Origin of the sequence: Brevundimonas bullata, assembly GCF_003350205.1 — a bacterium.
Taxonomy (GTDB): Bacteria; Pseudomonadota; Alphaproteobacteria; order Caulobacterales; family Caulobacteraceae; genus Brevundimonas; species Brevundimonas bullata.
On the sequence record NZ_QLLC01000011.1, the window covers coordinates 78,591 to 92,171 of the forward strand.

The following is a 13,581-nucleotide window of genomic DNA, read 5'->3' on the forward strand; positions in this document are numbered from 1 at the left end:
GGTCAGGAATCCCGCGTGGAAACCCATGTTGACCCGGTCATTGATTGAACTCTTCTCGGCCTGAGCCGTAAACAGGGGCTTGCAAGCGCCGTACCAGCCCTGTTCGGGACGGTCGGAACGGGGAGACGCTGATGCCGCACGCCGCCTGGACCGAACTGGAAGCCGTCGCCCGCCGCGACGCCGACGCCTGCATCCTCGACCAGTTCGCCGCCGATCCCGACCGCCTATCGCGCATGACGGTGGACGCCGCCGGCCTGCATCTGGACCTGTCCAAGCAGAGCTGGACCCGCGCCGGCTTCGACGTCGCCCTGGCCCTGGCCCGCGCCGCTGACATCGAAGGCCGTCGCGCCGCCCTGTTCGGCGGCGAGGCGATCAATTCCACCGAGGGCCGCGCCGTCCTCCACCCCGCCCTTCGCGCCCCCGCGGGGGCCGATTTCCACGCCTTGGGCGACGCCGTCTCGGCCGAGGTGGAGGCCGTACGTGATCAGATGCGCGACTACGCCCACGCCGTCCGGTCCAGCATCGAGACGGGCGCGACCGGCCGCGCGTTCAAGGCCGTGGTTCATATCGGGATCGGCGGATCAGACCTGGGCCCGCGCCTCATCTGGGACGCCCTGCGCCCGCTCGACCCGGCCATCGACGTCCGCTTCGTCGCCAATGTCGATCCGCGCGACATGGCCGAGGCCCTGATCGGGCTGGACCCGGAAACCACCCTGGTCGTCGTCGTCTCCAAGACCTTCACCACCCAGGAGACCCTGGCCAACGCCGAGGTCGCCAAGGCCTGGCTGGCCGCCGCCCTGCCTGCTGAGGGCATGGATCGCCACTTCATCGGCGTCACCGCCGCGCCGGAGCGCGCAGCCGCCTTCGGCTGCGGTCGTGTGTTCGGCTTCAGCGACTGGGTCGGCGGCCGCTACTCCCTGTGGTCGGCGGTCAGCCTGTCCTGCGTCATCGGCCTGGGCTGGGACGTCTTCCAGGCCTTCCTCGACGGCGCCGCCGAACTGGACCGGCACTTCCTTGAGGCTCCGCTGGAGGCCAACGCCCCCGTCCTGCTGGCCCTGGCCCAGATCTACAATGTCGACGGCCTTCGCCGCCCCGCCCGCACTGTCGCTCCCTACGCCCACGGCCTGCGCCGCCTGCCTGCCTTCCTGCAGCAGCTGGAGATGGAGTCGAACGGCAAGCGGGTGCGCCGCGACGGCGCGCCCGTCGGTCGTCCGACCTGCCCCGTCGTCTTCGGCGAACCCGGCACCAACGGCCAGCATGCCTTCTTCCAGCAGATCCATCAGGGACCGCAGGTGGTCCCGGCCGAGTTCGTCATCGTCGCCTCCACGGACGGACAGACCTCGGAAAGCCCCCTCTGGTCCAACGCCCTGGCCCAGGGTCAGGCCCTGATGCAGGGCAAGACCGAGGCCCAGGCCCATGCCGAACTGATCGCCTCAGGCGCGTCGGAGGCCGAGGCCGACCGCCTGGCCCCGCACAAGACCTTCCCCGGCAACCGCCCCTCGACCGCCATCCTGATGGACCGGCTGACGCCCCAGACCCTGGGCGCCCTGATCGCCCTCTATGAGCACAAGACCTTCGTCGAGGGCGTGATCTGGGACATCAACAGCTTCGACCAGTGGGGCGTCGAACTGGGCAAGGTCCTGGCCAAGGCGGTGCTCAAGGACGTGGCCGCAGGCGCCCCCTCCCCCGACCTGGATCCCTCGACGGCGGCCCTGCTGACCCGGCTGCTCGCTTGATCGCCATTCGCAGCGGAACCCGACGCCAGCGTCGCCGTTCCACGGCCTCAACCAGGAGAGCCTCTATGCTCAAACCCGCCGCCTTCGCCGTCGCCGCCGCCATGACCGCCGTTCTGGCCCTGCCCGCCGGCGCTCAGGATCACAGCCGCACCGAGCGGGTGCAGTTCGCGCGCGGTGCGTCCTCGGCCACCCTGCACGGCTACGACACGGTCGACTATGTCCTGGGCGCCCGCCGCGGCCAGACGCTGAACGTTCGGCTGCAGCCCACCAACGCCTCGGCCTATTTCAATGTCACCAAACAGGGCGCGGACGAGGCCCTGTTCATCGGCTCGACTTCAGGCAGTCAATTCAGCGGCCAGTTGCCGGCGAACGGCGACTACGTCGTGCGCGTCTATCTGATGCGCAACGCCGCCCGCCGCGACGAACACGCCAACTACAGCCTGACCGTCGGCGTTCGCTGACCTGATACAGAAAAGGCCCGGCGTCGCCGCCGGGCCTTTCGTGATCTGACGCCTGACCCTACCAGCGGCGGTCGTAGCGATAGTCGCGGCGGTTCTCATGACGGTCATGGCGGCGGTCATAGCGATCGCGGCCCTGATAGCGTCCGTTGTTGTAGTAGCCGTCGCGGCTGTTGATGCCGTGTTCGCGTTCCCAGTGGCCCTGGTTCCGATAGCAGCGGCCGCCGCGGTAGTAGCTGCAGCCGTCGCGATCGCTGTCCGAAGACACCGCGCCCAGAGCTGCGCCCGCCAGAGCGCCGCCGGCGACATAGCGTCCGTCGCCGTTGCCGATCAGGGCGCCCGCCACGCCGCCGACGACGGCGCCGAGCACCGCGTCACGCCCGGTGTTGTCGCGATCCCGATCCCGATAATTCTGCGCCGCGACGGGCGAGGCGGCCAACATCGTCAGGGCCACAGCGCCGACGCCGATCTTGGAAATGGTTTTCATGGCGGGCTCCTTTCGAAAGCCGATTGATCCGTTGTCCTCTTTTTAGGTGGCGCCTGCTGAACGACCCCAAGGGGGCTTGTTCATTTTCAAGTCATCTGGCGAGCGGATTCACACGGTCACGCCCCTTGACGGTGACGGGGCCCCACCCTAACTCCTGTCGCGTTAGCACTCGGGGATGGCGGCTGCCAAAAGCCGCAGGTTCCGGGGCTTAATCGACACCTATTGGGAGATCATCAGATGGCGTTTCGTCCTCTCGGCGACCGCGTGCTGGTCAAGCGCGTTGAAGAAGAATCCAAGACCAAGGGCGGGATCATCATCCCCGACACGGCCAAGGAAAAGCCCCAGGAAGGCGAAGTCGTCGCCGTGGGCCCCGGCGTCCGTGACGAAGACGGCAAGCACGTCGCTCTGGAGCTGAAGGCCGGCGACCGCATCCTGTTCGGCAAGTGGTCGGGCACGGAAGTGAAGATCGACGGCGACGACCTGATCATCATGAAGGAATCCGACGTCCTGGGCGTGCTGTCGTAAGACGCGCCCCGGTTTCCGGACTCTCTTTTAAAACCAGTTAGATAGGAGCTGCCCCATGGCCGCTAAAATCGTAAAATTCAACACCGACGCTCGCGACAAGATGCTGCGCGGCGTCAACATCCTGGCTGACGCCGTCAAGGTGACGCTCGGTCCCAAGGGCCGCAACGTCGTGATCCAGAAGTCCTTCGGCGCCCCGCGCTCGACCAAGGACGGCGTCACCGTCGCCAAAGAGATCGAGCTGGAAGACGCCTTCGAGAACATGGGCGCCCAGATGATCCGCGAAGTCGCCTCCAAGGCGAACGACAACGCGGGCGACGGCACCACCACCGCCACCGTCCTGGCCCAAGCCATCGTGCAAGAGGGCCTCAAGGCCGTCGCCGCCGGCATGAACCCGATGGACCTGAAGCGCGGCATCGACCAGGCCGTCGCTGTGGCCCTGGACGAGGTCAAGGCCATCTCCAAGCCGGTCTCGAACAACTCGGAAATCGCCCAGGTCGGCACCATCTCGGCCAACGGCGACGCTGAAATCGGCGAGCTGATCGCCCTTGCCATGGCCAAGGTCGGCAATGAAGGCGTCATCACGGTCGAAGAAGCCAAGACGGCTGAAACCACCGTCGACATCGTCGAAGGCATGCAGTTCGACCGCGGCTACCTGTCGCCCTACTTCATCACCAACGCGGACAAGATGGAGGTCGCCCTCGAAGAGCCCCTCATCCTGCTCCATGAGAAGAAGCTGACCTCGCTGCAGCCCATGCTGCCGGTGCTGGAAGCCGTGGTTCAGTCGGGCCGTCCCCTGCTGATCATTGCCGAGGACATCGAAGGCGAAGCCCTGGCCACCCTGGTGGTCAACAAGCTGCGCGGCGGCCTGCGCGTCGCCGCCGTCAAGGCTCCGGGCTTCGGCGACCGCCGCAAAGCCATGCTGGAAGACATCGCCATCCTGACGGGCGGCCAGGTCATCTCGGAAGACCTCGGCATCAAGCTTGAGACTGTCACGCTCGACATGCTCGGCAAGGCCAAGAAGGTCACGATCACCAAGGACGACACCACCCTCGTCGAAGGCGCCGGCGAGAAAGAGGGCATCGAAGCCCGCGTCTCGCAGATCAAGCGTCAGATCGAGGACACCACCTCGGACTACGACAAGGAAAAACTGCAAGAGCGTCTGGCCAAGCTGGCCGGCGGCGTCGCCGTCCTGCGCGTCGGCGGCTCGACCGAAGTCGAAGTGAAGGAAAAGAAGGACCGCGTCGACGACGCCCTGAACGCGACCCGCGCCGCTGCCGATGAAGGCATCGTCCCGGGCGGCGGCGTGGCCCTGCTGCAAGCCTCCAAGAAGCTGATCGATCTGAAGGGCGCCAACGCCGATCAGAACGCCGGCATCGCCATCGTCCGTCGCGCCCTGCAGGCTCCGATCCGTCAGATCTCGGAAAACTCGGGCGTCGAAGGCTCGATCGTGGTCGGCAAGGTCATGGACTCGAGCGACGCTTCGTTCGGCTTCAACGCCCAGACCGAAGAGTACGGCGACCTCGTCCAGATGGGCGTGATCGATCCGGCCAAGGTCGTCCGTTCGGCTCTGAAGTCGGCCGCCTCGGTCGCCGGCATCATGATCACGACCGAAGCCGCCATCGCTGACGCTCCCAAGAAGGGCGGCGCCGGCGCCCCCGACATGGGCGGCATGGGCGGCATGGGCGGCATGGACTTCTAAGTCCAAGCCCACCCAGGCTAGAACCAAGGAAGGGCGGGACCGAAAGGTCCCGCCCTTTTTCTATGCGCGGCGCCTCTCCCTCCCCTTCATGGGGAGGGTGGCTGAGGCCGTCAGGCCGAAGCCGGGTGGGGGCGGCAGAGCAAATCAGACGTTGCGCTTTGTATCGCCTCGCCCTCCCCACCCGGTCTACGCTTCGCTCCGACCACCCTCCCCATGAAGGGGAGGGAGAAGGACCTACCCCGTCTCCCCCACTTCCCGTCCAGCCAGCCTCGCGCCCTCGACCACCGCCGGGTCGGCCCGCGCCGTGTCGAGCAGCCAGTCGCGGAAGCGGGCGATCTTGGGGGTCAGGCGCCGGGCGGGCGGGTAGCAGATCCAGTAGCCCTCGGCCAAGGCGACGGTCTGATCGAAGGGGCGGACCAGCAGCCCCCGTTCGATCTCGCGCGCATAGAGAATGGGCGAGCCCAGGGCCACGCCCTGATCGCCCAGGGCCGCCGCCACCTCCATGGCCTGGTTGTCGGCGGTCAGACGCGGCGGCGGGGCGGCATCGGCGGGCGAGACCTGGGCGGCGGCGAACCAGGCGGCCCATTCGCGCGGCTCGCCGACCAGATGGGCGCGCTTCAGGTCGGCGGGGGCCTTCAGGTCCAGCCGGTCGCGCATGGCCGGGCTGCACAGGGGGGTGAAGACGGCAGGCATCAGGAAACGGCTCTCCAGCCCCGCCCACTGACCCGAGCCGAACCGAAGGGCCACGTCCAGCCCGTCGGCGCCCAGCATCGACAGGGTCGGACTGGTGTCCACCCGCACCGCCAGATCGGGGTTGTCGAGCTGGAACGACCCCAGCCGCGTCGCCAGCCACTGGGTCGCCAGGGTCTGAAGCGTGGTGATGGCCAGCACGCCCTGATCGGCCTCGACCACGTCGGCCACGGCGCGCCGCAACAGGGTCATGGCCTCGATCGAGGCCGTGGCCAGCCGCTCGCCTTCCGGCGTCAGCGACACCTGCCGCACGCCGCGCACGAACAGGGCCCGGTCCAGCCTCTGCTCCAGGTCGCGGATGCGCCAGCTGACCGCCGCCTGGCTCATGCCCAGGGCCTCGGCGGCGCGGGTGAAGCTGAGCAGCCGCGCGGCGGTCTCGAACACCCTCAGGGCGTCGACGGGAATGCGAGAAAGAACGTCAACCATAAGCAAGCCTTATGCATGGGCCCCATCGTCTCGTTTGTGAACGCCCCGCGTCAACTACATATTCCGGCTTCAAGAAAGGAGGACGACCGATGGACTACATTTACAGCACCCATAAGGAACCCGCGTGGGGTTGGATCGGCGCCCTGCTGGACGCCCGCAAAGCTTGTACGCCCGCAGCGACCAAGCCCGTCGCAGCGCCCGCGCCGAGGCTGCGCCCACGCCGCGTCGCTTGCTGACCCGCTGACCCCGCCGCCGCGACAAGGCGTCGCGGTCGGCCCCTCCGTCGTCGGAACGGTTTGCGCCGCTCCGGCGACGTTGGCCATAAGAGCCGCTTCATCGACACCGAGGGGGCTCCGACCGATGCGCCGCACCAAGAATTTCCCGACCTTCGCCGCCGCCGCTGCTTTGGCCGCCGTCACCCTGACGGTCGCCATGCCCGCCGAGGCGCAATCTCGTCGTGCAGCTGCTGCCGAAGCCCCGGCTTCGCTGACGCCCCGCGCCGCCCCCGCCTTGCAGCGCGCCGTGACCTTCGCCGCCACGCCGGGCCAGGCCTCGGGCGCCCTGGTCCTGCCGCTGGGCGCTGAGGCTGATCTGGCCACGCGCGGCGCCGCCCTGGCGCCCGCCGTGCGCGAGGCGATCGCCGCCGCCCTGACCGCCGCCCGGTTTGACTACAAGGCCCGCCAGACCCTTAGCCTGCACGGCGTCGGCGGCTGGGACCGCATCCTGGTCGTCGGCCTTCCCGCGGACGCCAAGCCCGCCGACGTCCAGGCCGCCGGAACCGTCGCCGGTCGCGCCCTGATCGCTCAGCCGGGCGCGATGACCGTCCTGACCAGCGGCCTGTCCGTCGACAGCGCCGCCGAACTGGCGACCGGCCTCGGCCTTGGCCAGTACCGCTCGGACCTGCACCGCACCACGGGCCGCGACGCCGCCGCGCCCGGCGGGATCACCCTCGTCGCCGACGACGCCTCGGCCGCTCAGGCCGCCTGGCGGCGCGGCGCGGCCCTGGTCGAGGCCATGGCCTGGACCCGCGACGTCTCCAACGAACCCGCCAACGTCGTCTATCCCGAGAGCTTCGTGGAGCGCGCCCGCGCCGCCTTCGCCGGCGTGCCCGGCGTGGAGATCGAGGTGCTGGACGTGCCCGCCATGCAGCGCCTCGGCATGGGCTCCCTGCTGGGCGTCGGCCAGGGCTCAGCGCGCCCGCCGCGCCTGCTGGTGGTGCGCTATCGCGGCCAGGGCGCGCCCGACGCCGGCCCGGTCGCCCTGCTGGGCAAGGGCATTACCTTCGATTCCGGGGGCATCTCGATCAAGCCGGGCGCCAATATGGGCAATATGAAGATGGACATGTCGGGCGCCGCCAGCGTCGTCGGCGCCGTCCTGGCCCTGGCCAAGGCCGGCGCCCCGGTCGATGTGGCCGCCGTCGCGGCCCTGGCCGAGAACATGCCCGACGCCAACGCCATCCGTCCCGGCGACGTCCTGACCGCCATGAACGGCAAGACCATCGAGGTCATCTCCACCGACGCCGAGGGGCGTCTGGTCCTGGCCGACGCCGTGGTCTGGGCCGACACCCGCCTGGACCCCGCCGCCATCGTCGATGTCGCCACCCTGACCGGCTCGGTCGGCGGCGCCCTGGGCAACGACTACGCCGGCCTGTTCAGCCGCCACGACGCCCTGGCCGAGCAGTTGAAGGCGGCGGGCGACGCGACCGGCGAGCGTCTGTGGCGTCTGCCGCTGCACCCCTCCTACGTCGCCGCGACCAGCAGCCCCATCGCCGACATCAAGAACTCGGGCGAGGGCGGCGCGGGCGCAGGCACCGGCGCCCACTTCATCGGCTATTTCGCCCGGCCCGAGACGCCCTGGGCCCATCTGGACATCGCCAACATGGCCTACGGCGCCGCCAGCGACGTCAAGCCGGCCGGCTCTGCGGGCTTCAGCGTCCGACTGCTGGAACGCTTTGTGCGCGACTTCCAGCCGGTGGCGAAAGAAAAGGGGACCGGCGGCTTCTAAGCCCCGCTAATCGACGGCGACGATCTCGACCGACTGGCCGGCCACGGTCGCCTCGTCGCCGACCCGCCTGCCCATCAGGGCGCGGGCCAGGGGCGAGACGTGGCTGACTGAGCCTTTCGCGGGATCGGCCTCGTCCTCGCCGACGATGCGCCAGGTCTGGGTGCGCCCGTCCTCACGCTCGATGGTGACGGAGCCGCCGAAGCGTACCCGACCGTCCGGCTTGGTCTCCAGCAGCTGGGCCGAGGCCCGCCGCGCCGACCAGTAGCGCAGGTCGCGCGTGGCCCGCGCCATGGCCGTGCGATCCGCCTCGATAGAACCCTTGGCCTGGGCCGCCGAATAGGCCGCCCGCGCCGAGGCCAGCTCAGCCTCGATCATCGCCATCCCCTCGGGCGTGACGTGGTTCGGATGGGGCGAGATCGGGCGGTCCACCAGGTCGGCGGCCGTGGCTTCCAGATCTTCTTCTCGGGTGAAGGCGACGCTCATGATGACACAGCGTATGCCGTTCGCGGACGTTCCGGTCTAGAAGAGCCGATGACCGACGCTTCTTCCTCCGCCCCTTCCACCGTCACCGTGATCGGCGCCGGCCCCGCCGGGTTGATGGCCGCCGAACGCCTGGCCTCGACGGGCCTGCGCGTCACCGTGCATGAGCGGATGCCCTCCGTCGGCCGCAAGTTCCTGATGGCCGGTCGCGGCGGACTGAACCTGACCCATTCGGAGCCGCCGGCGCCCTTCCTCGACCGCTACGACGCACCGGCCCGTGAGCGGGTCGCCGAATGGCTGAAGTCCTTCTCGTCCGCCGACCTGACCGCCTGGGCCGAGGGCCTGGGCCAGGAGACCTTCGTCGGCTCCTCGGGCCGCGTCTTCCCCCGGGCGATGAAGGCCTCGCCCCTGCTGCGGGCCTGGCTGGTCCGACTGGAGAGCCTGGGCGTCGAGATCCGCACCCGCTCACGCTGGACCGGCTGGAAGGACGGCGCCCTCAGCTTCGACACGCCGGACGGCGAACGGACCGAGCGCCCCGACGCCGTCGTGCTGGCCCTGGGCGGGGCCAGCTGGGCCAGGCTGGGCTCAGACGCGGCCTGGACGCCCTGGCTGGAGGAAGCGGGCGTCGCCGTCGCCCCCTTCCGCCCCTCCAACGTCGGCTTCGACGTGGCCTGGTCGCCCCTGTTGCGCGACCGCTTCGCCGGCCAGCCGATCAAGGGAATCGCCCTGACCCATGCCGGACGCACGGTGCGCGGCGAGGCCATGATCGCCGCCTATGGCGTCGAGGGCGGCGGCGTCTACGCCCTGTCGGCGGGCTTGCGCGACGCCATTGAGCGCGACGGTTCCGCCGAGCTGACCCTGGACCTGCGACCCGACCTCAGCCGCCCTGCCCTGACCCAGAAACTGCTGAAGCCGCGCGGCAAGGAGAGCCTGTCCAACTGGCTGCGCAAGATCGTCCACCTCGACCCCGCCGCCATCGCCCTGCTACGCGAGGGCGAACCCCTGCCGACCGAACCCGGCCCGCTGGCGGCGCGCATCAAGGGCGTGACCCTGACCCTGACCGGGGTTCAGGGCCTATCCCGCGCCATCTCCTCCGCCGGCGGTGTCACGCTGGACGCCGTGGACGAACGCCTGATGCTCAAGGCCAGGCCCGGCGTCTTCGTCGCCGGCGAGATGCTGGACTGGGAGGCCCCGACCGGCGGCTACCTGCTCCAGGCCGCCTTCGCGTCAGGCGTCGTCGCGGCGCAGGGCGTGACGGACTGGCTCCAGACGCGCTAGACCTCGCCCATGACCGACCTGCCTGAAATCCACGGCCTCTGCCCGTCCCGCTTCAACGCGGTGAAGGACGCCTTCGCCGCCAACTTCGTCGATGCGCCCGAGGGGCTGAACGAACTGGCCGCGCGCTTCTCCGTGGTCATCGACGGCGAGCTCGCGCTGGACCTGTGGGCCGGGTCCGCCGATCTGGCGGGGAAGCAGCCCTTCGCCGAGGATACGCTGGTTCCGGTCTTCTCGACCGGCAAGGCGGTGATGGCCCTGATGATCGCGCGCTGCGTCGACCGGGGTCTGCTGTCCTATGAAGACCGGGTGGCTGACCACTGGCCGGCCTTCGGCGCGGCGGGCAAGGCGGCCCTGACCGTCGGCCAGTTGATGAGCCATCAGTCGGGCCTGCCGGGCTTTTCCGACGGGGTCGAGCCGGCCATCTGGTTCGACCGTCAGGCCGTTCTGGACCGTCTGGCGGCCCAGGCGCCGCTGTGGGCGCCGGGCGCCGCGTCAGGATACCACCCGATCACCATCGGCTATCTGGCGGGCGAGCTGTTCCGCATCGTCGACGGGCGCAGCATGGGCGCGGCCTTGCGCGAGGATTTCGCCGCCCCCTTCGATCTGGACCTGTGGATCGGCCTCCCCGAGGCTGAGCACGGTCGCGTGGCCCAGCTGCGCAAACCCGCCGCCGCCCCCGACCTCGGCCCCATCGACGCGATCAAGAAGGCCGCCTTCCTCGACCGAGGCTCAGCGCCGGGCGGGCGCGGCTCGACCGAATGGCGGATGGCTGAGATCCCTTCGGCCAACCTGCACGGCACGGCGAAGGACCTGGCGCGAATGATGTCCATCATCGCTACGGGCGGCGCCCTGGACGGTCGGGTGATGCTGTCGCAGGAGACCCTGGCCGAAGCGACCCGTGAGCGCATCCACGGCCAGGACAAGGTCCTGCCCTATGTCATGAGCTGGGCGGCGGGCTTCACCCGCAACCAGGGACTGAACGTCTTCGGCCCGAATCCTCAGGCGGTCGGCCATTGCGGCTGGGGCGGGTCGATGGCCTTCGCCGATCCCGAAGCGCGCGTCTCGGTGGCCTATGTCATGACCCGTCAGTCGCCGCACCTGATCGGCGATCCGCGCGCCCTGCGCCTGGTCGAGGGCCTCTACTCAAGCCTCTAGCCGAGAGCTGCGCTCATCGTCAGCGCCCGGTCGAGCCGAAGCCGCCGGCGCCGCGCGCGGTTTCATCCAGCGCCTCGACCTCGGCCATCACCGCCTGGGCATAGGGCGCAATGACCATCTGGGCGATGCGCTCGCCGCGCCGGATCTCGAAGGCGACCTGGCCGTGGTTGATCAGGATGACTCCAACCTCGCCGCGATAGTCGCTGTCGATGGTGCCGGGCGAATTCAGGCAGGTGACGCCGTGCTTCAGCGCCAGACCCGAGCGGGGCCGCACCTGGGCCTCATAGCCGGGCTCCAGCGCGATCTTCAGCCCGGTGGGGATCAGCTTGCGCTCTCCGGGGGCCAGCACGACCGGCTCGAACTCGGCCACGGCGGCGCGCAGGTCCATGCCCGCCGATCCCGTCGTCTCATAGGCGGGCAGGGCCAGGCCCTCGGCGTGGGGCAGGCGTTCGACGCGGACAGTGGTCATGGGGAAGTCTCTCAGGCCTTGAAATGATCGGCGATGCGCTGGGCGATCTTGCGCGCCACATCGGTCTTGGACTGGCGCGGCCAGGGCTCGGCGCCGTCGCGGGTGAACAGGGTCACGGCGTTGCCGTCGGAACCGAAGACCTCGTCGGACACGTCGTTGCCGACGATCCAGTCGCAACCCTTCCGCGACAGCTTGGCGCGGGCGTTGGCCTCCAGGTCGCTGGTCTCGGCGGCGAAACCGACCACCAGTTTCGGGCGCCGGGGTCCGGGGGCCGAGACGCCCGCCAGAATGTCGGGGTTCTCGATCAGGGCCAGCGACGGCGGCCCGCCCGGCTTCTTCTTGATCTTGCCCGAGGCGATGCCGTCCACGCGCCAGTCGGCGACGGCGGCGCTCATCACGGCGATGTCGGCTGGAAGCGCGGCTTCGACGGCGGCCTTCATCTCGGTCGCGGCCTCGACCCAGACGCGAGTCACGCCGACCGGCGCGTCCAACGCCACGGGGCCGGAGATCAGCGTCACCTCGGCGCCCAGTTCCGCCAGGGCGGCGGCGACGGCATAGCCCTGCTTGCCGCTGGAGCGATTGGTCAGGCCGCGCACCGGGTCGATGGGCTCGAACGTCGGCCCGGCGGTGACGACGGCGGTCTTGCCGGTCAGGGGGCGGCCATCGGGTCCGGCCAGCAGGCGGGCGATCTCGTTGAAGATGACGGCGGGCTCGGCCATGCGGCCCGGCCCGAACTCGCCGCAGGCCATCTCGCCCTCATCCGGTCCGACCACGGCCACGCCGTGGAAGCCGTCAAAGCCCTTCAGCCGATCGACATTGGCCTGAACCGCCGGGTGCAGCCACATGCGCACGTTCATCGCAGGGGCCAGCAGCACCTTCTTGTCGGTGGCCAGCAGGGTGGTCGAGGCCAGGTCGTCGGCCATCCCGTTGGCCGCCTTGGCGATCAGGCCCGCCGTCGCCGGCGCCACCACCACCAGATCGGCCCAGCGCGACAGCTCGATATGGCCCATGGCCGTCTCGTCTTCCGGCATGAACAGGGCTTGCCGCACCGGATGGCCGGTCAGGGCGGCCAGCGACATGGGGGTGACGAACTCGGCCCCGGCGGCGGTCAGCAGGCTCATCACCTCGGCCCCGGCCTTTTTCAGCAGGCGCGTCAGCTCCAGCGCCTTGTAGGCGGCGATGCCGCCGCCGACGATCAGCAGGACCTTGCGGCCGGATAGCGAGGATGCGGTCATGGAGAATCTCTAGCGGGGCCGCATGACGGCGTCGAGACAAAGCCGTGGCGAACCTATGCGCCGAAGTCAGAACATTGCCAGAACAAAAATCCTGTGCCTAACTGCGTTCGGCGGGTTTTTCAGGGAGGGTGACTTATGCGTATTCAGATGATGGCAGGCGTCTTGGCGGCCCTGGTGCTGGCCGGCTGCGACAGCGGCGGTTCGGCGGTCGAGACGCGGGATCGGGCGACGGCTGACCCGGTCGCCCTGATTTCGGCGGCGGCGCCCGAGAGCGAGATGGAGGTCGCGCCCCAAGCCAAGCCGCCGGTCACGGCCAACCGGCGTGAAACCGCCGACGCCAAGGTCCAGCGCCTGTTTGAACGCAACGGCGCAGCCTTCGGGGCCAAGTCCGCCGACGACTATCTGACCAAGGTGCGGGCCTTCACCGAGGCGACGCCCAAGGGGACCGAGACGGTCAAGCGCCCCAACGGCGACACCCTCTACTACCAGGCCTCGACCAACACCTTCGCCGTGGTGGACCGCAACGGCGTGCCCCGCACCATGTTCAAGCCCGACGACGGCCCGACCTACTGGGCCCAGCAAAAGGAGCGCGCCCCGACCTTCGGCCAGCGTCGCTCCGGCGCGGGTGCGGCGGAGTAGGTTGAGCGGCCTCTAGATGACGGAAGCGAAACTGCCGAATGTCCGCGGAGAGTGGGAAACGGAAGGCCCCATTAGATGATGGCTGCCATCCCGAAAGTCATAAGCAATGCAGCGAATGGAACTATAATCCAGGGCACGCTGACCCCGAAGAAATGAGCGAGCGCATTCATTAGGGCCAGCACAGCTAACCAGATGGCGAAGGCTCTAAGGAGAGGCGCCCACAGTTTGCCAAGCTGGTTC

General features: G+C 69.3%; 13 protein-coding genes. 8 read left to right on the forward strand and 5 right to left on the reverse strand.

What is annotated here, in order from left to right; translation table 11 throughout:
- The first annotated feature begins 131 nt into the window (after positions 1–131).
- Together pgi and DXK21_RS07280 are read left to right on the forward strand one after the other, a co-directional pair.
- Positions 132–1,736 carry a glucose-6-phosphate isomerase gene (gene pgi, locus DXK21_RS07275; protein WP_114817117.1) on the forward strand — a complete coding sequence of 535 codons (1,605 nt, stop codon included), beginning with the start codon at positions 132–134 and terminating at the stop codon, positions 1,734–1,736.
- Positions 1,737–1,801: 65 nt separating this feature from the next.
- On the forward strand, positions 1,802–2,197 hold the full coding sequence (locus DXK21_RS07280) for a DNA breaking-rejoining protein (RefSeq protein ID WP_114817118.1): 396 nt from the start codon (positions 1,802–1,804) through the stop codon (positions 2,195–2,197).
- Positions 2,198–2,255: 58 nt separating this feature from the next.
- Here the strand turns inward: DXK21_RS07280 and DXK21_RS07285 are convergent, their stop codons facing one another.
- On the reverse strand, positions 2,256–2,681 hold the full coding sequence (locus DXK21_RS07285; RefSeq protein WP_114817119.1) for a hypothetical protein: 426 nt from the start codon (positions 2,679–2,681) through the stop codon (positions 2,256–2,258).
- A 237-nt stretch (positions 2,682–2,918) separates the two neighbouring features.
- Here DXK21_RS07285 and groES point away from each other — a divergent pair, with 237 nt between their 5' ends.
- Together groES and groL are read left to right on the forward strand one after the other, a co-directional pair.
- Positions 2,919–3,206 carry a co-chaperone GroES gene (gene groES, locus DXK21_RS07290; protein WP_114817120.1) on the forward strand — a complete coding sequence of 96 codons (288 nt, stop codon included), beginning with the start codon at positions 2,919–2,921 and terminating at the stop codon, positions 3,204–3,206.
- Positions 3,207–3,261: 55 nt separating this feature from the next.
- A complete protein-coding gene (groL, locus tag DXK21_RS07295) occupies positions 3,262–4,905 on the forward strand; it encodes a chaperonin GroEL (RefSeq protein WP_114817121.1) in 1,644 nt (547 codons plus the stop codon).
- A gap of 234 nt (positions 4,906–5,139) precedes the next feature.
- On the opposite strand, the gene DXK21_RS07300 is transcribed toward groL, so the two are convergent.
- The gene (locus tag DXK21_RS07300) at positions 5,140–6,081 is read right to left on the reverse strand and encodes a LysR substrate-binding domain-containing protein (protein ID WP_114817122.1); all 942 of its coding nucleotides are present in this window, start codon (positions 6,079–6,081) and stop codon (positions 5,140–5,142) included.
- A 360-nt stretch (positions 6,082–6,441) separates the two neighbouring features.
- Between DXK21_RS07300 and DXK21_RS07305 the strand changes: the two genes are divergently transcribed.
- The gene (locus tag DXK21_RS07305) at positions 6,442–8,085 is read left to right on the forward strand and encodes a leucyl aminopeptidase (RefSeq protein ID WP_114817123.1); all 1,644 of its coding nucleotides are present in this window, start codon (positions 6,442–6,444) and stop codon (positions 8,083–8,085) included.
- A 6-nt stretch (positions 8,086–8,091) separates the two neighbouring features.
- On the opposite strand, the gene greA is transcribed toward DXK21_RS07305, so the two are convergent.
- Complete coding sequence (gene greA, locus DXK21_RS07310) at positions 8,092–8,568, reverse strand: transcription elongation factor GreA (protein WP_114817124.1); 477 nt, start codon at positions 8,566–8,568, stop codon at positions 8,092–8,094.
- 48 nt (positions 8,569–8,616) lie between these two features.
- Here greA and DXK21_RS07315 point away from each other — a divergent pair, with 48 nt between their 5' ends.
- On the forward strand, positions 8,617–9,843 hold the full coding sequence (locus tag DXK21_RS07315) for a TIGR03862 family flavoprotein (protein ID WP_114817125.1): 1,227 nt from the start codon (positions 8,617–8,619) through the stop codon (positions 9,841–9,843).
- A gap of 9 nt (positions 9,844–9,852) precedes the next feature.
- A complete protein-coding gene (locus DXK21_RS07320) occupies positions 9,853–10,998 on the forward strand; it encodes a serine hydrolase domain-containing protein (RefSeq protein ID WP_114817126.1) in 1,146 nt (381 codons plus the stop codon).
- Positions 10,999–11,017: 19 nt separating this feature from the next.
- Here DXK21_RS07320 and dut read toward each other — a convergent pair whose 3' ends face one another.
- The gene (gene dut / locus DXK21_RS07325; RefSeq protein ID WP_114817127.1) at positions 11,018–11,467 is read right to left on the reverse strand and encodes a dUTP diphosphatase; all 450 of its coding nucleotides are present in this window, start codon (positions 11,465–11,467) and stop codon (positions 11,018–11,020) included.
- Between the two features lie 11 nt (positions 11,468–11,478).
- Positions 11,479–12,702 carry a bifunctional phosphopantothenoylcysteine decarboxylase/phosphopantothenate--cysteine ligase CoaBC gene (gene coaBC, locus DXK21_RS07330; RefSeq protein WP_114817128.1) on the reverse strand — a complete coding sequence of 408 codons (1,224 nt, stop codon included), beginning with the start codon at positions 12,700–12,702 and terminating at the stop codon, positions 11,479–11,481.
- 135 nt (positions 12,703–12,837) lie between these two features.
- On the opposite strand from coaBC, the gene DXK21_RS07335 reads away from it, so the two are divergent.
- Positions 12,838–13,341 carry an S-type pyocin family protein gene (locus DXK21_RS07335; RefSeq protein ID WP_114817129.1) on the forward strand — a complete coding sequence of 168 codons (504 nt, stop codon included), beginning with the start codon at positions 12,838–12,840 and terminating at the stop codon, positions 13,339–13,341.
- Positions 13,342–13,581: the final 240 nt, after the last annotated feature.